Annotated in this window: 16 protein-coding genes and 1 riboswitch; of the genes, 7 read left to right on the top strand and 9 right to left on the bottom strand. The window is 66.2% G+C overall.

Going from position 1 to position 16,344, the window contains the following annotated elements; genetic code table 11:
- Positions 1 to 112: 112 nt before the first annotated feature.
- A complete protein-coding gene (locus AC5V87_RS36355; RefSeq protein ID WP_495369331.1) occupies positions 113 to 976 on the top strand; it encodes an alpha/beta fold hydrolase in 864 nt (287 codons plus the stop codon).
- 93 nt (positions 977 to 1,069) lie between these two features.
- Here the strand turns inward: AC5V87_RS36355 and metW are convergent, their stop codons facing one another.
- Positions 1,070 to 1,732, bottom strand: a complete 663-nt coding sequence (gene metW / locus AC5V87_RS36360; protein WP_495369332.1) for a methionine biosynthesis protein MetW — start codon at positions 1,730 to 1,732, stop codon at positions 1,070 to 1,072.
- 15 nt (positions 1,733 to 1,747) lie between these two features.
- On the bottom strand, positions 1,748 to 2,950 hold the full coding sequence (gene metX / locus AC5V87_RS36365; RefSeq protein WP_495369333.1) for a homoserine O-acetyltransferase MetX: 1,203 nt from the start codon (positions 2,948 to 2,950) through the stop codon (positions 1,748 to 1,750).
- A gap of 91 nt (positions 2,951 to 3,041) precedes the next feature.
- A riboswitch (SAM riboswitch) is annotated at positions 3,042 to 3,121 on the bottom strand.
- A gap of 218 nt (positions 3,122 to 3,339) precedes the next feature.
- Here metX and AC5V87_RS36370 point away from each other — a divergent pair.
- From AC5V87_RS36370 to AC5V87_RS36380, 3 genes are read left to right on the top strand one after another with little or no spacing between them, the layout of a single operon-like run.
- Positions 3,340 to 4,188: a chorismate mutase gene (locus tag AC5V87_RS36370; RefSeq protein WP_456842367.1), complete on the top strand. Its 849-nt coding sequence runs from the start codon at positions 3,340 to 3,342 to the stop codon at positions 4,186 to 4,188.
- Positions 4,189 to 4,219: 31 nt separating this feature from the next.
- The gene (gene hisC / locus AC5V87_RS36375) at positions 4,220 to 5,314 is read left to right on the top strand and encodes a histidinol-phosphate transaminase (RefSeq protein WP_456842366.1); all 1,095 of its coding nucleotides are present in this window, start codon (positions 4,220 to 4,222) and stop codon (positions 5,312 to 5,314) included.
- On the top strand, positions 5,311 to 6,246 hold the full coding sequence (locus AC5V87_RS36380) for a prephenate/arogenate dehydrogenase family protein (RefSeq protein WP_495369334.1): 936 nt from the start codon (positions 5,311 to 5,313) through the stop codon (positions 6,244 to 6,246). Before hisC ends, AC5V87_RS36380 begins: the two co-directional genes overlap by 4 nt.
- Positions 6,247 to 6,379: 133 nt before the next feature.
- On the opposite strand, the gene AC5V87_RS36385 is transcribed toward AC5V87_RS36380, so the two are convergent.
- Positions 6,380 to 7,564: a DUF2125 domain-containing protein gene (locus tag AC5V87_RS36385; RefSeq protein ID WP_495369335.1), complete on the bottom strand. Its 1,185-nt coding sequence runs from the start codon at positions 7,562 to 7,564 to the stop codon at positions 6,380 to 6,382.
- Between the two features lie 110 nt (positions 7,565 to 7,674).
- Between AC5V87_RS36385 and AC5V87_RS36390 the strand changes: the two genes are divergently transcribed.
- Positions 7,675 to 8,286: a gamma-glutamylcyclotransferase gene (locus AC5V87_RS36390; RefSeq protein WP_456842363.1), complete on the top strand. Its 612-nt coding sequence runs from the start codon at positions 7,675 to 7,677 to the stop codon at positions 8,284 to 8,286.
- Here AC5V87_RS36390 and AC5V87_RS36395 read toward each other — a convergent pair.
- From AC5V87_RS36395 to ftsE, 4 genes are all read right to left on the bottom strand, one after another.
- Positions 8,283 to 9,056 carry a lysophospholipid acyltransferase family protein gene (locus AC5V87_RS36395; RefSeq protein ID WP_456842362.1) on the bottom strand — a complete coding sequence of 258 codons (774 nt, stop codon included), beginning with the start codon at positions 9,054 to 9,056 and terminating at the stop codon, positions 8,283 to 8,285. The two genes, AC5V87_RS36390 and AC5V87_RS36395, sit on opposite strands and share 4 nt — an antisense overlap.
- An 11-nt stretch (positions 9,057 to 9,067) precedes the next feature.
- The gene (locus tag AC5V87_RS36400) at positions 9,068 to 9,772 is read right to left on the bottom strand and encodes a YdcF family protein (RefSeq protein WP_495369336.1); all 705 of its coding nucleotides are present in this window, start codon (positions 9,770 to 9,772) and stop codon (positions 9,068 to 9,070) included.
- A 156-nt stretch (positions 9,773 to 9,928) separates the two neighbouring features.
- Positions 9,929 to 10,897 (bottom strand): cell division protein FtsX, encoded by a 969-nt coding sequence (locus AC5V87_RS36405; protein ID WP_495369338.1) that lies wholly within the window; start codon positions 10,895 to 10,897, stop codon positions 9,929 to 9,931.
- Positions 10,890 to 11,549, bottom strand: coding sequence for a cell division ATP-binding protein FtsE (gene ftsE, locus AC5V87_RS36410; RefSeq protein WP_495369339.1), 660 nt, complete (start codon positions 11,547 to 11,549; stop codon positions 10,890 to 10,892). Before ftsE ends, AC5V87_RS36405 begins: the two co-directional genes overlap by 8 nt.
- A gap of 175 nt (positions 11,550 to 11,724) precedes the next feature.
- Here ftsE and AC5V87_RS36415 point away from each other — a divergent pair, with 175 nt between their 5' ends.
- Together AC5V87_RS36415 and AC5V87_RS36420 are read left to right on the top strand one after the other, a co-directional pair.
- Positions 11,725 to 12,603, top strand: a complete 879-nt coding sequence (locus tag AC5V87_RS36415) for an MJ0042-type zinc finger domain-containing protein (protein ID WP_495372003.1) — start codon at positions 11,725 to 11,727, stop codon at positions 12,601 to 12,603.
- 47 nt (positions 12,604 to 12,650) lie between these two features.
- Complete coding sequence (locus tag AC5V87_RS36420) at positions 12,651 to 13,025, top strand: response regulator (protein ID WP_495369340.1); 375 nt, start codon at positions 12,651 to 12,653, stop codon at positions 13,023 to 13,025.
- 76 nt (positions 13,026 to 13,101) lie between these two features.
- Here the strand turns inward: AC5V87_RS36420 and AC5V87_RS36425 are convergent, their stop codons facing one another.
- Positions 13,102 to 14,247, bottom strand: a complete 1,146-nt coding sequence (locus AC5V87_RS36425; RefSeq protein WP_495369341.1) for a DUF4175 family protein — start codon at positions 14,245 to 14,247, stop codon at positions 13,102 to 13,104.
- Positions 14,235 to 16,181 (bottom strand): TIGR02302 family protein, encoded by a 1,947-nt coding sequence (locus tag AC5V87_RS36430; RefSeq protein ID WP_495369342.1) that lies wholly within the window; start codon positions 16,179 to 16,181, stop codon positions 14,235 to 14,237. The genes AC5V87_RS36425 and AC5V87_RS36430 overlap by 13 nt, the downstream gene beginning before the upstream one ends.
- Positions 16,182 to 16,344: the final 163 nt, after the last annotated feature.

The following is a 16,344-nucleotide window of genomic DNA, read 5'->3' on the forward strand; positions in this document are numbered from 1 at the left end:
CGGCGAATGGCTGCGATGATTTTGCATTGGAGCTGGCCTGATGCTGCCGCATTGCGGACAACACCATTAACTGCGATCCTCCGTTTGCGGCCTGAACAGAGGGAAACGGTTAATGCCCCATGCCACGACCAGGGACGGCGTCCGCATCTATTTCGAAGAGGCGGGCCAGGGAACGCCAATTATTTTCCTGCACGAGTTCGCGGCTGACTACACCAATTGGGAGCCGCAGATGCGCTACTTCTCGCGCGGCCACCGCTGCATCACCTATTCCGCGCGCGGCTACACGCCATCGGACGTGCCCGATGGCGAGGTCTACACGTACACGCATTTCTACACCGACGCGCTCGCGGTGCTCGATCATCTCGGAATCGAGCGCGCACATCTCGTGGGGCTCTCGATGGGCGCCTATTCGTCGCTCCAGATCGGATTGAACGCGCCGCATCGCGCGCTGTCGATGACGCTGGCCGGCGTCGGCTCCGGCTCCGAGCTCGAAAATCTCGACGCCTGGCGCAAGCAGTGCCGCGCCAATGCCGAACAGTTCGAGACGCTGGGCTCCGCCGAAGTCGCAAAGGTCACGCGCGAGGCGCCGAGCCGGATTCCCTTCCTGGTGAAGGACCCGCGCGGCCACGCCGATTTCTACGCCGCGCTCGCGCGTCACGATGCCAAGGGATCAGCCCGCACGATGCGCGGCTTTCAGGGCGGCCGCCCCTCGATCTACGCCATGACGGATGCGATCAGAGCCGTGGCAACGCCGGCGCTGATCATCTGCGGCGACGAGGACGATCCGTGCGTCGGTGCGAGTCTCTTTCTGAAGAAGCATCTGCCGGCTGCGGGCCTGGCGATGTTTCCCAAGTCCGGCCACGTGCTCAATCTCGAGGAGCCCGCGCTGTTCAACGAGAGCGTGGAGCGGTTCGTAACGCTAGTGGAAGCGGGACGATGGCCGGCGCGGGACCCGAGGTCGCTGGCGGCAGGTTAGCATGGCAGTCGTTCCGGGGCGCGCGAAGAGCGAACCCGGAACCTCGAGATTCCGGGCTCGATGCTATCGCATCGCCCCGGAATGACGGAGAACCTACTTCCCCCCGCCGCGGCTCAGCAGGAACACGCCCTGCTCACCGAACATGTTCCATACCCACCACGGCAATCGCAGCCGGAGCGGACGACCGTAGAGGTCGAGCGCCTCGGCGCGCTCCATCTTGACGCCGATCGCGTCGCAGAGCTCGACGAAATCCTTGATGGTGCAGAAATGGATGTTGGCGGTGTCGTACCAGGTCGCCGGCAGGTTCTCCGTGCGCGGCATGTGGCCGCCGATCAGGAGCTGGAGCCGCATCTTCCAGAAGCCGAAATTCGGGAACGACACGATGGCGCGGCGGCCGATGCGCAGCAAGTTCTCCAGCACCACGCGCGGCTGCCGCGTCGCCTGCAGCGTCTGCGACAGGATCACATAGTCAAAGGCGTCGTCGGGATAGTTGACGAGGTCGGTGTCGGCGTCGCCCTGCACCACGGCAAGACCCTTGGCGACGCAGCGGTTGACGCCCTCGCGCGACAACTCGATGCCGCGGCCGTCGATGCCGCGCGTCTCCAGCAGCTGAAGCAGATCGCCGTCGCCGCAGCCGACGTCGAGCACCTTGGAGCCCGGCTTGACCATCTCGGCGACCAGCAGATGGTCGGCGCGGAAATGAGCGGACTGCTCCGCGGTGAGACCGTTCAGCGGCAGCACTTCCTGTACAGACATCGCGAGCGGTCCTTGTCAGTCATTCTTGCCGGTGAGGCCGCGCGCCTTGCCGGCCGAGTGCAGGAAGGCGCGGGAGATGTCGAAGAATTCGGGCACGTCGAGCAGGAAGGCGTCGTGGCCGCGATCGGTCTCGATCTCGGCGAACGACACCCGTGCGCTCGACGCGTTCAGCGCATGCACCAGCGCGCGCGATTCCGAGGTCGGAAACAGCCAGTCGCTGGTGAAGGACACCACGCAGAAGCGGGTCTGGATGCCCGCAAACGCCTTCGCCAGTACGCCGCCGTGATCGGCCGCGATGTCGAAATAGTCCATCGCGCGGGTGAGATAGAGATAGGAGTTGGCGTCGAAGCGCTCGACGAAGGAGGAGCCCTGGTAGCGCAGATAGGACTCGACCTGGAAGTCGGCGTCGAACGAGAAGGTCGGCAGCTCGCGATCCTGCATGCGCCGGCCGAATTTCCGGTGCAGTGCCGCGTCCGACAGATAAGTGATATGCGCGGCCATGCGCGCGACCGCGAGGCCGCGATGCGGATGAAGGCCGCGATCGGCATAGGCGCCATTGTGCCAGTCGGGATCGGCCATCACGGCCTGGCGGCCAAGCTCGTGGAAGGCGATGTTCTGCGCCGAGTGCCGCGTCGCGCAGGCGACCGCGAGCGCAGAGAACACGCGGGCAGGATAGGCCGCGGTCCATTGCAGCACCTGCATGCCGCCCATCGAGCCGCCGACGACAGCGAACAGCGTGTCGATGCCGAGCCGGTCGATCAGCATCGCCTGCGCGCGCACCATGTCGGGAATGGTGATGACGGGGAAATCGAGGCCCCACACCTTGCCGGTCGCGGGATTGATCGAGGCCGGCCCCGTCGAGCCCATGCAGCCGCCGATCACGTTGGAGCAGATGATGAAGTAGCGGCTCGGATCAATCGGGCGGCCCGGGCCGACCAACGTGTCCCACCAGCCGGGCTTGCCGGTGACGGGGTGCAGATTGGCGACGTGCTGGTCGCCGGTCAGCGCATGGCAGATCAGAATGGCGTTGGAGCGATCGGCATTGAGCTCGCCATAGGTCTGGTAGGCGATCTGGAACGGCGCCAGATCGATGCCGCAATCGAGCCGCAACGGCTGATCGGCGCCGAAACGCGCGACCTGCGAACTTGGGTGATCGACCTCGTGCGAGCGCTCATCAGCGCTGATCGCAGGACTCGGAATCGCCTTGACGCTACCCATCTGACCATCGACCTCGTTTGCGATCGGACTTCAGACCGCTACTTGCATCAGGCCATGAAAAACCCGGCCTGAACGATAGGTTCGGCCGGGATCGGAAGCGTCCCCGGCCTGTTTAGCGAGTTTTTTAACGTGGCTGCAAGCCGGCCGGCTCAAATGACCACGGAACGGGCAAAAGCTACTGTCTTGGGCGGTTTTCGTCAAGTCGCGGCCCGGATTAACCAAAATCGTCCTTGAAACGCCGGCCGAAAAGGTCGTCATTTCTCTTTGCTTTCGCCGCCCTGACTGCCTAATCAGGACATCGACCGCAGCGGAATCCGGTTTGCCGACTGGCTTGCCCGACCCGCATTGGAACGCCTCTAAACAGCACTTGCAGAACGCATCTGGCAGATATGTCCCAACGTCCGCCCGCGCCACCATCGCTCCAGGAATTGCGCAAGGAGATCGACGCGATCGATGCGGACATGCATCGCCTGCTGATGCAGCGCGGCGACATCATCGACCGCCTGATCCAGGTCAAGCAGACCCAGGAGGTCGGCTCCGCGTTCCGGCCTGCGCGCGAGGCCGCGATGATGCGCGACCTCGTTCAGCGCCATCGCGGCATCCTGCCGCTCGACACGGTCGAGAGCATCTGGCGGGTGATCATCTCGACGTTCACTTACGTGCAGGCGCCGTTCTCCGTGCATGCCGACATCTCGGTGAGCGAGCCGGCGATGCGCGATTCCGCGCGATTCCATTTCGGCTTCACGGTGCCCTACGTCGCGCATTTCAGCGCGCAGGCTGCGGTCGAGGCGGTCGCCAAATCCAAGGGCGACCTGGCGCTGGTCTCGGCGACGTCGAGCCGCACGCCATGGTGGCTGGAGCTGGAAGCGGAAGGCGCGCCAAAAATCATCGCGCGGCTGCCCTTCGTCGAGCGCGCGGACCATCCGGCGGCACTGCCGGTGTTTGCGGTCTCGCGCGTCGCCGACAGCGCCCTGGTGACCGAGGTCGAGACCTTCAGCGTGCGCGTTTCCGGGTGGAACGCCGAGGTCGCGCGCGCCCTGTCGCCGCTTGCCGAGATCGTGGCGGTGCCCGATACCGCCTTCGACGGCGCGGCGCTGCTGGTGTCGGTCACGAGCGCAACCAGCATCGACAAGATCAAGGCTGCCCTGATCGAGGCGGGGGCCTCGGTGCGCTCCACGGCCCTCGTCGGCAGCCACGCAACGCGCTATACGGTGGCCCCGACCGGGCCGAAATCGTAAGCCACGCGCCCAGTCACTTTCGGAGTTGAAGATGTCCCGCCCCGTGCCGAATCCCGGCATTCTCGATATCGCGCCCTACACGCCCGGCAAGAGCCCGGTGCCGGAGCCGGGCCGCAAGGTGTTCAAGCTCTCGGCCAACGAGACGCCGTTCGGACCCTCGCCGAAGGCGATCGAGGCGTTCAAGCGCGTGGCGGATCATCTGGAGGATTATCCGGAAGGCACCTCGCGCGTGCTGCGCGAGGCGATCGGCCGCTCGTTCGGGCTCGATCCGAACCGCATCATCTGCGGTGCCGGCTCGGACGAGATCTTGAACCTGCTCGCCCACACCTATCTCGGCCAGGGCGACGAGGCGATCTCCACCACCCACGGCTTCCTGGTCTACCCGATCGCGACCATGGCGGTCGGCGCCAAGAACGTTATTGCACAGGAGACCAACCTCACCTGCAACGTCGACGCCATCCTCAACGCGGTGACACCGAAGACGAAGCTGGTCTGGCTCGCCAATCCCAACAACCCGACCGGCACCTATGTGCCGTTCGACGAGGTCAAGCGCCTGCGCGCCGGCCTGCCCTCGCATGTGCTGCTGGTGCTGGATGCCGCCTATTCCGACTACGTTTCCCGCAACGACTATGAAATGGGAATCGAGCTGGTCGCCACCACCGAGAACACGGTCGTGACGCACACCTTCTCCAAGATCCACGGGCTTGCCGCGCTGCGCGTCGGATGGATGTTCGGCCCCGAGCACATCGTCGATGCCGTCAACCGCATCCGCGGTCCCTTCAACGTGTCGACGCCGGCGATGTACGCCGCGGTCGCGGCCATTGAAGACACCGCGCACCAGGCGATGTCGAAGCAGTTCACCGAGACCTGGCGCAACTGGCTGACCGAGGAGATCGGCAAGCTCGGACTGAAGGTGACGCCGAGCGTCGCCAATTTCGTGCTGATCCATTTCCCGACCGAGGGCAAGACCTCGGAGGCGGCCGATGCCTACCTCACCAAGCGCGGCCTCGTGCTGCGCGCGCTGAAGAATTACGGCCTGCCGCATTCACTGCGCATGACCATCGGCACCGAGGAGGCCAACCGCCTCGTGGTCGACGCCTTGCGCGACTTCATGGCCGGCAAATGAGCGGCGAGGCGCAATTCCAGCGCGTCGCCCTGATCGGCTTCGGCCTGATCGGCGGCTCGATCGCGCGCGCTGCGAAGCTCCAGGGCTTGGCGGGCGAGATCGTCGCCACCGCGCGCTCGGAGAAGACGCGCGCGCGGGTGATGGAGCTCGGCATCGTCGACCACGTGGTGGCGACCAATGCGGAGGCCGTGAAGGACGCCGATCTCGTCATTCTCTGCATCCCTGTCGGCGCCTGCGGCGAGGTGGCGAAGGAGATCGCTGATCATCTGAAGCCCGGCGCTGTCGTCTCCGACGTCGGCTCGGTCAAGGGCGCGGTGGTCAGGGACATGACGCCGCATTTGCCGAAGACCGTTCACTTCGTGCCGGCGCATCCGGTGGCGGGCACCGAGCATTCGGGCCCGGATTCCGGCTTCGCCGAGCTGTTCATCAACCGCTGGTGCATTTTGACGCCGCCGGACGGTGTCGATGCGGCAGCGACCGATCGGCTGCGCGCCTTCTGGGCAGCGATGGGCGCCAAGGTCGAGGTGATGACACCGGATCATCATGATCTCGTGCTCGCGATCACCAGCCATCTGCCGCATCTGATCGCCTATACCATTGTCGGCACCGCCGACGAGCTGGCGCAGGTGACGGAATCGGAGGTGATCAAATTCTCGGCCGGGGGCTTCCGCGATTTCACCCGCATCGCGGCGTCCGATCCGACGATGTGGCGCGACGTGTTCCTTGCCAACAAGGAAGCCGTGCTGGAGATGCTCGGCACCTTCACCGAGGATCTCGCCAAGCTGACCCGCGCCATTCGCCGCGGCGACGGCGAGGCGCTGTTCGACCATTTCACCCGCACCCGCGCCATCCGCCGCGGCATCGTCGAGATCGGCCAGGATTCGGCGGCGCCCGATTTCGGCCGGCCGCATGCAGCGCTGAAGAAGCCGTAGCTTTCTTTCAGCCATGGCCGGGCTTGACCTGGCTTGACCCGGCCATCCACGCGCATCCGCGATTGAATAGATACGTGGATGCCCGGGACAAGCGGGCATGACGACGGAGCGTTTGGCGGCCGTTGCGCAGCGCTCAATACAGCGACGGGATCTGGCCGACCTTGATCGGGCCGAGCAGCACCGCGCCATCGACGAATTTCAGCGGGAAGCTGCGCGCCTTCTTGCCTTCCAGCGTGCTCTCGGTGCCGATCGAATTGATGCCGGCCGCAACGCCGGCATTGGCGTTCTGCTTGATCACCTTGCCGAGACCGGGCACGGCGCGGTCGAGCGCGCCAAAGAGATTGTTGAGGTCCTGCGACTTCACGCCGGGCGCGACGCGGTCGAGGGTCGCCTGCGGCACGCCCTCCTCCAGCATCTTTTCGATGCCGAGCGCGGGGATGACGCGCTCGAGGCCCGTCACCGTCATCTGCAACTCGCCATCGAGCCGGCCGTTGGCGGAGAGGCCGAGCGTTCCGGCCGCGACCGCGATCATCTCGCCCTGCTGGATGCGCGACTGCACGATTTCGATGTGACCGCCGGCGGCCTGGATCTCGCGAAAGCGCTGCGGCCAGGGCTTTGGCGTAAGGTCGGAAAGGCCGGTGATCTTCGCGCGCGTGTCCGCCTCGAACGGCTCGGCGAGCAGCGGATGAACGCCCTGGATGCTGCCTTGCGCGACGTGGAGCACGGTCTCGATGACAGGGTGATCGGAGGTCGATCCCTCGGCCAGGCGCCCGTGCAGCTCGACCTGCTTGGCGCGCGCGAGCGGCACCTGCACGCTGCCGTCGAGGCGGTTGAGGCTGGGATCGTCGAACACGAGCGAGGCACGATCCGGCACCGCCGGCAAGCCGACCACGCTGCTGCGGCCCTTGCTCCAGTTCGCCACGAAGGTGTTTTGCGTGATGCCATCGGTCAGCGTCGCCGGCGCGGAGAATTCGGCGATGACGTGTCTGGGATCGTAAACCTGGGCGACCACCAGGATGTTGTCGAGCCGCGCCGTGAACGGCGTCTTGCTGGCGTTCTGCGACACCAGGACGACGCTGGCGCCGGAGCACTGCACCTCGAAGCGGAATGGGAAGCCGGCGATGGAGCGCTTGGCGCAATCATAGATGCGGCCGGCCTTGGCCTCCTGCGCGCGCCAGGCGTCGGCGGCCACTTCGGCCTTCGAGGCCGCAAAGAACCAGAAACCGCTCCACGCGAGGGCGAGGATCAGGAGGAGAACGGGTGCGATGAAGAGGCGCCAACGAGAGCGCCGGCCTGCGGCAACGGTCATATCGGACATGCGGCGACCCTTTGGCCCCAGATTTTGGCAAATGTAAGCGGGTCCGGCCTCCGACGAAAGTCCGAGAATTCGCTTCGCCTGGGGCCTTCATTCTGGTAGCCGTGCCCGAAATGTCGGAAATCACCCTCCCCTCCGTCACAACTGCCAAAGGCGACCTCTGGGTGTTCGGCTATGGCTCGCTGATGTGGCGGCCGGGCTTCGAATTCGAGGAGCGCGTCCCGGCGCGGCTGGTCGGCGAGCATCGCGCGCTTTGCGTCTATTCCTTCGTACATCGCGGCACGCCGGAGAAGCCGGGCCTGGTGCTCGGGCTCGACCGCGGCGGCGCCTGCCGCGGCATCGCCTTCCGCGTCGCCGAGAAGAACCGCACCGAGGTCGTCGCTTATCTGCGCGCGCGCGAGCAGGTCACCTCAGTCTATCGCGAGGTGATGCGCTCGGTGTGGCTCGAGAACGATGCGCGCCAGCGCGTTTCCGCGCTCGCCTATGTCGTCGACCGCGGCCATGTCCAATATGCCGGCCGGCTCTCGCTCGCCGAGCAGCATCGGCACGTGATCCAGGGCCACGGCCAGTCCGGCGCCAACCGCGACTACGTCACGGCGACGGTGAAGGCGATCGAGGCCGAGGGCTTTCGCGATACCCAGCTGCATCAGCTCGCGACGATGCTGCATGGTGATACGCATGCGCTGCACGCGCCGGCTCCGGACGAAGACAGCGAAAGCCGCTAGCTCGCCGACGGCGCGTAGCTCGGCGCGGAGCCGATCAGCTGCTCCTGCTCTTTCCGGCCCGCTTCGACGAGACGGCCGGTCGCGTCTTCGATCGCGGTTTGCACCCGGGAGAGAAACTCGTCCTTCGGCAGGCCCGCCGGCAGTGGATCGAGGAACTCCACCACCAGCGTGCCGGGATAGCGCATGAAGGTGCGGCGCGGCCAGAACAGGCCGGAATTGAGCGCGATCGGAAGGCAGGCGACGCCGCAGGACGAATAGATCTGCGCAAAACCGGTCTTGTAGTCCGGCGGCGCGCCCGGCGCACGACGCGTGCCTTCCGGAAAGATCACGAGCTGGCGGCCGCTGCGCACCGCCTCGCGCGCGCGCCGCGTCATGTCCAGCAGCGCCTTCACGCCGGCATTGCGATCGATCGCGATCATGCCGGTTTTGGCCAGAAACTGGCCAAATACGGGAATCTGCATCAGCTGGCGCTTGAGGATGAAGATCGGGCGGTTGAAGAAGCCCGGCAACACGAACGTCTCCCAGAACGACTGGTGCTTCGCCACGATCAAGAGCGGCCCGGCCGGGATCTTCTCCGTACCCCGGAATTCCACCTTGATGTTGCAGACGACGCGCATCAGGACCAGCGTCGCCTTCGCCCACCATTCCGCGACCGTCAGCATGGCGCGCGGCGGCAATGCGAAGGTCGGCAGCGCCACGATCGCGAGACACACCAGCACGGCGTAGAACAGCACGTTGAATACGAGCGAGCGCAGGAAAATCAGGAACATCGAGGGTCCGATCAATTGGCCTGTGCGGTGGCGGGCCGCTTCGGCTGCTGGCCTGGAGGCTGCTCCGACATCTCGGGCGAAAGGTCAATCCCGAAATCCTCCAGACGGACCCTGATCTCGGCCGCGACATATTTGACATATTCGGACAGGAGCAGCCGCAAGGTGGAGGCCGAGGTCCACCACGGCTCCTCGCGCCATTTCTCGCCGACCACCGCGAACGGGATCAGCGTCGTTTTCGGCATTGCATGCGAGAACTCCACCAGCGCGCGCGGCATGTGATAGTTCGAGGTGACCACGATCAGCGACTTGAAGCCGCGCCCTTCGGTCCAGCGCCGCGCCTCCGCCGCGTTGCCGCGGGTGGAGATCGCGGTGCGGTCGAGATCGACGCAGCAATGCATGAAGGACTGGTTCTCCGGCAGGGTCCTCGAGATGTCGCTCGCGGTCGAGGTCGGATGCACGCCGGAGATCAGCAGCCGCTGGCCGTAGCCGGCAGCCAGCAGCTCCATCGCGTCCGACACCCGCGAGGAGCCGCCGGTCAGGACAACGATGCCGTCGGCCTTGCGCCCAGGAGCGATCTCGGCGCCCCGTAGTTGCGACAGGAACGCGAGGAAGCCCGCCACCGCGCCGACGAAGGCGAACGCGATCGTCGAGACCAATGCCGCGCGCAGCCAGCCGCGCGGCAGTTTCGGCGATCGATCGTCGGCCTTTGAGGTCATGTGATGTCGATGATCCCTTCCCGGGATGATTTTAGGACGTTTTGAGGCGAAGTGGAGTCTGGTTTGTTGGGCTCGATGAATGCAACGGACCACAACTCCATCGTCCTCAGTGTTGCACTCCCTCGAGCCCCGCTTGAGCGGAGAGGCGAAGAAATCTCAATCAATGTCATTCAATGTCGCGAACAGGGTCTGGCGCGAGGCAACCGCCGTGATGGCGCCGATCAACACCGCCTGCACCGCGAGCACGACATAGCCCGAGGGCCGCAGCGAGAAAGTGCCGAGCAGCGCCGCGAACTGGTCGCCGACGGGCGTGCCGGAAAACCAGCCGGCGATCGACTCGGAGAAGCCGAACAGCAGCATGGCGACGCCGCCGCCGATCACGCCGCCCTCCAGCCCCAGGCGGAGGAAATGGCGCAGGAAGTGGTTGGCGATGTAGCGGTCGCCGGCGCCGACGAAATGCAGGACCTCGACGATCGGGCGGTTCGCCGCCATGGCGCCACGGGTCGCGAACGACACCGAGATGATGGTCGCGATAATGACGAGCGCGAGAATGCCGATGCCGGCGAGCACGGTGGCGTTGGTCATCGAGCGCATGCGCTCGATCCAGGCGCGGTGATCGTCGACGCTGGCGCTTGGCGCCACCTGCGTCACGCGCGCGCGCAAGGCAGCGAGATCGAGCTGTGTGCCCGGCTGCACCCGCGCGATGATCATGCGCGGCACCGGCAGATCGTCCATCGACAGGCCCGTGCCGAGCCAGGGCTCGAGCAGCTTGCCGCTCTCGTCCTTGCTGAACGGCTTGACCTCGACGATGCCGGGCTGCGCGCGCATCGCCTCGGTCACGGCCGCGGTGTCGCGGTCGAGATCGCGTCCCGCTTGGGGACGGACCTGGATGGTGATTTCGCTTGCGACATCCGACTGCCATTCCGCGGCGGAGGCGCTGACGAGGAGCACCGTGCCAGTCGTCATCGAGGCGAGGAAGGTCATGATGGCAACGACGGCGACCAGCGCGCGGCCATGGATCGAGGCACGCGGCACGATCGGCGACATGTTGCGCGCCTTGGCCGGAAGCTGCGGACGCTCCTGTCCGAGGTCGACCAGCACGCCGCGCTCGTCGGTCCTACTCATAGACGTGCAACCGTCCCTGATGCAGCACCAGCCGCCGCGCCTCGTACTGGTCCATCAGACCGATGTCGTGGGTGGCGATAATGACGGCGGTGCCCGACTTGTTGAGCTCGATGAACAGCCGCAGCAGGCGGCGGCCGAGCGTCGGATCGACGCTGCCGGTCGGCTCGTCCGCGAGCAGCAGCTGCGGCCGCGAGATCACGGCGCGGGCGATCGCGGCGCGCTGCTTCTCGCCGCCGGACAGGATCGGCGGCAGCGCGTCCATGCGGTCGCCGAGCCCGACCCAGCGCAAGAGGTCGATCACCTCCTTGCGGTAGCTCGACTCGCTGCGGCCCATGACGCGGAACGGCAGCGCGACGTTCTCGTAGGTGGTCATGTGGTCGAGCAGGCGGAAATCCTGGAGCACGATGCCGATACGCTTGCGCAGATCGGCGATCTCGTCCTTGCCGAGCTGCGAGATGTCGTAGCCGAACAGATTGACGAGGCCCCGCGTCGGCCGGTGCGACAGGAACAACAGGCGCAGCAGCGACGTCTTGCCGGCGCCGGACGGGCCAGTGAGGAATTGAAAAGAATGCGCCGGAATCTGGAAGCTGAGGTCGCGCAGAATCTCCGGCCCCAGTCCGTAACGCAATCCGACATTTTCGAACCGAACCAAGTTCAGCTCCGTTCGAGAGGGGGCCGCGCCGCGGCACCCCGCCACACGCGATCAAGGGGTTGTGCGACCGTTATGGTTTCCGGTTCGTTAACGGTCGCCTTGTAGCATTTGGAGTGCCCGGCTCTCGGCGCCCGCGGCATTGTCAAGACCAGTCCGTGCATCAAGGCCCGTGTCCATGCATATCGTCTGCCCTCATTGTACGACATCCTACGCTATCAAGCTCGCGAGCCTTGGGACGAACGGACGGACCGTCCGTTGCTCCCGCTGCAAGGAGACCTGGGTCGCCTATGCCGATGATGCCATCGAGGAGGCATCCGTTCCGGCCTTGGCCGCGGCCAGCCAGTCCGAAGACCAGTCCGACCTCGCCGAGCAGTGGAACTCCTACGCCAAGGACGATAGCGCCGCGGATACGCCGGTCGTCGACAGTCCATCCATCGCCAGTGACTGGCCGGCCGACGAGGCCAAGGAGATGGAAGATGAGTGGTCGGCGGCCGCTCGCGCGGCCGAAGAGGACGCCCTCGGCGCGCAGCACCAGTCCTGGTTCCGCGGCCTGTTCAGCCGCCGCGGCGCGCGGGTGAGCCGCCCGGTCCCCGCCGCGAGGCCGCGCAAATCCTATTTCGGCCTGCCCGTCGCCTGCGCTGCCATGGGCGCGCTGGTGCTGGCCCTGATCATCTGGCGCGGCGACATGGTGCGACTGCTGCCGCAGACCGCCGCGTTCTACAAGCTGGTCGGGTTCGACGTAAACCTGCGCGGGCTTGCCTTCAAGGACGTCAAGCTCTCCAGCGAGACCGTTGACGGTAAGCAAGTGCTGGTGATCGAGGGTGTGATCGTCGGCCAGGGCAAGAAGCCGCTCGATATCCCGCGGCTGCGCTTTGCCGTGCGAGACGCGCAAGGCGCGGAGATCTATGCCTGGAACACCGTGCTGGAACAGACCGTGCTGCAACCGGGCGAGCGCGCCTTCTTCCGCTCGCGCCTGGCCTCGCCGCCGCCCGAGGGCCGCAACATCGACGTTCGCTTCTTCAACCGGCGCGACATCGCCGGCGGCAGCGTGTAATTGATCTCGCGTATCCTCCACGGGAGGCTGGTCCCAAGGTTGATCTCATGTCGAAAATCCTGATCGCCGACGACGAGGATTCGATGCGCCAGCTGGTGGCGCGCGCCATCGCCATGGACGGCCACGAGATCGTCACCGCGCAGGACGGCGCCGAGGCATTGGAGATCCTGACCCGCGAGGACGGCGCGTTCGACCTGCTGCTCACCGACATTCAGATGCCGGTGATGGACGGCATCGCGCTGGCGCTCGCCGCCGCGCGCGACTTCCCTGGCCTCACCATCCTGCTGATGACCGGCTTTGCCGACCAGCGCGAGCGCGCCTCGAACCTCAACGCACTGGTGCATGACGTCGTGACAAAGCCGTTCTCGGTGGCCGACATCCGCACCGCGGTCGCGGATGCGCTGGCGGCGAAGAAGGGCTAGCGGGCCACACCAGCCACACACCGGTGTCATGCCCCGGCTGGCCGGCGATGACAGCGCGCTTATGGCAACTTTTCCGTCAAAAATCCTTCAGCAGCCGCTCGAGATAATCCAGCTCGATCTGCGGGCGCGAGGGATCGCCTAGCCGGCGGCGGAGCTCTTCGAGGATGCGGCGGACGCGCTGCGCGTCGATCTCGCCGGGGATCTTCACCGTGTAGTCGTCGCTGAGATCGCGGCCATGGAGCGGGCGGCCGAGCGGGTCGGTCTGGTTGCTGCCGCTCTGCTGACGACCGGCGCGGTTGCCGGGACCATCGCCCTGGCCCTCGCCGTCGCCCTGCTGCATCGCCTCGGCCATCTTCTGAGCGCCCTTGCGCAAGGCCTCGAGGGCCTTGCCTTGGGAGTCCACGGCGCCGTCGGCATTGCCCTCGCCGAGCTTGGAGCCGGCATCGCCCATGGCGCCGTCGGCGGCGTCCAGACCGCCCTCGTCATCACCATCGCCGTCCTGATCGCCATTCTGGCCGGGCTGACCCTGGTCGCCCTGCTGCCCCTGCTGGCCTTTTTGATTCTGACCCTTTTGCCCCTTCTGCATGAGGCCGCGCTTGGCGAGCTGATCCTGAAGCTTCTTCAAGCGGCCGCGCAGCGCCTGCTGATCCTGCTGCAGGTCCGACATCGACTGATCGCCCTGCTTGCCACGCGAACGATCGCGCCGGGAGTCCTGGCCCTGCTTGAAGGTCTTGTCGCGCAATTGCTGCTGCTTGCGGATCATGTCGCTGAGCTCGTTCAGCGCCTGCTCCATCTCGCTGTCGCCGGATTGCCCGGGCTGCGCCATCTGGAGGTTTTCCATGATCTGCGCTAGCTGCTCGAGCAGGCGCTGGGCCGCCTCGCGATTGCCTTCCTTCGCCGCCTTCTCGATCTGCTTCAGGAGATCGTCGAGATCACGCTGCGTGATGACGGAACGATCGCGATTTGAGGACTGACTCCGTTCCGTCGCGCGCTTGTATTCCTCGAGCTTCTGGATCGCATCGGACTGGTTGTTCAGGCTCTTGCCGGATTCCTTCTGGCGCAGGCTGTCGCCGGAATCCTGCATCGCCTTTTCCGCGCTGTCGAGCAGCGCGTCAGGATCCTGATCGAGCTGGGCAGCGGCAGGCACGACGCTTCCCAACAGGACGGCGAGGCAGGCGATCGAGATCGCCTTCAAGACTGGCACGCGCGCTAGCTTCCGCATTTCCGGTCCCGCGTAAACTGGTTGGCCCCGTCCTCGCCCTTGTTGGCCCGGCTGTTCGCCGACTTCCGATAGGCCTGAAGCTGCTGACGCAACGCGTCCTGCTGCTGCGCCAGCTCTTCGAGCTGCTCTGGCGTGGCATGCTGGGTCTTCTGTCGCAGCTCGATTGCCTTGTCGAGGATGAGCTGGACCTCCGCGGGGAACGGCTGCCTGGCTCCGAGCGGATTCTGCTCGGCGCGCCGGGCGAGATCGCGCACCTTGCCGGCCATGGCCTCGCGCAGCTTCTGCGTCAGCACCCGGATCTCGTCCTCGCTGGCGCCGCGTTCCAGCGCGTGCTTGAGCGCGTCCTGCGCCGCACGCAGCGCGGCGTTGACGCTGCCGGCGACGCCGTCGTCCTCGATGGTCGTCGCGAACGCCCACATGCTCGCCACCACCTCGCGCAGCGCAGCGTCGGTGCGAGCCGCCTCGAGCTGCGACGCCAGGCTGCGCAGGCCGAGATAGCAGCCGGCATCCGGCGTGAACAATTCGGGCGCGATCATCAGCGCGTCCAGCGCCGCATAGACCTCGGAATTCTTGTTGGCGTCGAGCGCGAGGATGCGGCGCTGCTCGATGAGCGCGCGAGAGAGCGAATTGGTGAACAGACGCTCGGGCAGGCGCATGTTGAAGGGCTCGCTCTTGGCCTCGTTGCCGGCCTCGTCCTTCGCGGTGAGCGTCAGCGTGACGTCGGCGCCGGCATAGGGATCCTCGCTGAGATCCTTCACCGTCTGGCCGACGCCATTGCGTGTGCGTGCATTCGGCAGCACCAGGGGGAATTTCGGCGGCTGGAACAGCGGCCGCGCGGCCACTTTGGTGTCGGCGTCCTTGCCGCCATTCTTGCTGGCGTCCTTGGCATCGGCGGGGCGCAAGCCGATTTGCGCTTCGGCGCCGGTGACGCCGTAATCATCCTCGATCTTGTAGGAGAGTTGGAGTCCGCCGCGGGCCTGGCGCTCCGGCTCCTTGGCGAGCGCGATGGTCGGCGGGTGGTCCGGCGTCGCGGCGAAGGCCCATTGCGGCTGGCCCGAGGGCGCGCGCACATGCGCGGTGCCGTCACCGGTGATGGCAAAATGCTTTTCGTTGGTGCCCTTGGGCGTCGCCTCGGTCGGAGCGACCTCCTTGAGGCCGCCAGAGACGGTGACATCGAGGCTGCCGCCCGAGGAGCGCACGATCAGGGTCGAGCCGGCGGGAACGGCGAGCGGGCCAGTGGCCGGCAGCGCCGCGGCCTCCTTGTTAGCGGCCGACAGGATCACCGGCGGCCTGCCGGTGTAGAGCGGCGGGGTGACCCAGGCATCGACGCGGACATTCGTCGGCGCCAGCACGCCGTTCCAGTCGAAAGCGGCCCCAAGCCGCATCGCGCGCTCGTCGCCGGCGGCGAAGAAGGTCGCCACCAGCAACACCATCACCAGCGCGCGCAGCGCCCAGGGATCATGGATGGCGATGCGCGGATGCGGCAGTCCGGCGCGGATGCGCTTGAGCGAGGCCAGCGTGCGCTCGCGCTGGGCTCGCCACAGCGCCTGCGCGACCGGATCCTGCGAGCTCAGCGTATCGGTCAGCGTGGTGGCCGGGCGGTGACGAATGCCGGAACCACGGTCGAGCCGGGCGAGCGCCTCCTCGCGGCTCGGCCAGCGGAAACGAACCAGCGGCAACAAGGCCGCAATCGCAATGCCGGCGAAAATGACGAGGCCGATGGCGCGCGCCACGAACGGCAACGCCAGCCAGAGCCCGGCCCAGGACAGGGCCAGAAACAGGCCGACGACGGTCAGAAGACGCGCCAGATTTGGCCAGGCACGCTCCCACGCGATGGCATAAATGGCCCGATCGAGGGCCTGCGCCAGCTTCAGCCGCGACAGAGCGTCACTGTTGCGGATCGGGTCTGACGGGTCGGGGGTGACGCCGTTCAATCAACTCTCCAGGTTGCCCGGTAGAGAAGCCTACCACAACGGCAGCACTGAGGCATCCGTTCCTGTACGGGAGAGACCCCTTTTCCCGCATAACACGAGGACGTGACTGGCTCGCTGCAACCCCGTAGTTTCCGCGCCGCCCCTGAGGGAGAGATGAGGAAAC

The organism is Bradyrhizobium sp. SOJA106 (assembly GCF_059448745.1).

Coding starts and splice junctions, on each gene's coding strand:
- metW (WP_495369332.1), bottom strand. CDS start 1,732: ATGTCTGTACAGGAAGTGCTGCCGCTGAACGGTCTCACCGCGGAGCAG.
- AC5V87_RS36415 (WP_495372003.1), top strand. CDS start 11,725: ATGCATATCGTCTGCCCTCATTGTACGACATCCTACGCTATCAAGCTC.
- hisC (WP_456842366.1), top strand. CDS start 4,220: ATGTCCCGCCCCGTGCCGAATCCCGGCATTCTCGATATCGCGCCCTAC.
- AC5V87_RS36420 (WP_495369340.1), top strand. CDS start 12,651: ATGTCGAAAATCCTGATCGCCGACGACGAGGATTCGATGCGCCAGCTG.
- AC5V87_RS36395 (WP_456842362.1), bottom strand. CDS start 9,056: ATGTTCCTGATTTTCCTGCGCTCGCTCGTATTCAACGTGCTGTTCTAC.
- AC5V87_RS36355 (WP_495369331.1), top strand. CDS start 113: ATGCCCCATGCCACGACCAGGGACGGCGTCCGCATCTATTTCGAAGAG.
- AC5V87_RS36390 (WP_456842363.1), top strand. CDS start 7,675: ATGTCGGAAATCACCCTCCCCTCCGTCACAACTGCCAAAGGCGACCTC.
- AC5V87_RS36405 (WP_495369338.1), bottom strand. CDS start 10,897: ATGAGTAGGACCGACGAGCGCGGCGTGCTGGTCGACCTCGGACAGGAG.
- AC5V87_RS36385 (WP_495369335.1), bottom strand. CDS start 7,564: ATGTCCGATATGACCGTTGCCGCAGGCCGGCGCTCTCGTTGGCGCCTC.
- AC5V87_RS36425 (WP_495369341.1), bottom strand. CDS start 14,247: ATGCGGAAGCTAGCGCGCGTGCCAGTCTTGAAGGCGATCTCGATCGCC.
- AC5V87_RS36370 (WP_456842367.1), top strand. CDS start 3,340: ATGTCCCAACGTCCGCCCGCGCCACCATCGCTCCAGGAATTGCGCAAG.
- metX (WP_495369333.1), bottom strand. CDS start 2,950: ATGGGTAGCGTCAAGGCGATTCCGAGTCCTGCGATCAGCGCTGATGAG.
- AC5V87_RS36400 (WP_495369336.1), bottom strand. CDS start 9,772: ATGACCTCAAAGGCCGACGATCGATCGCCGAAACTGCCGCGCGGCTGG.
- AC5V87_RS36380 (WP_495369334.1), top strand. CDS start 5,311: ATGAGCGGCGAGGCGCAATTCCAGCGCGTCGCCCTGATCGGCTTCGGC.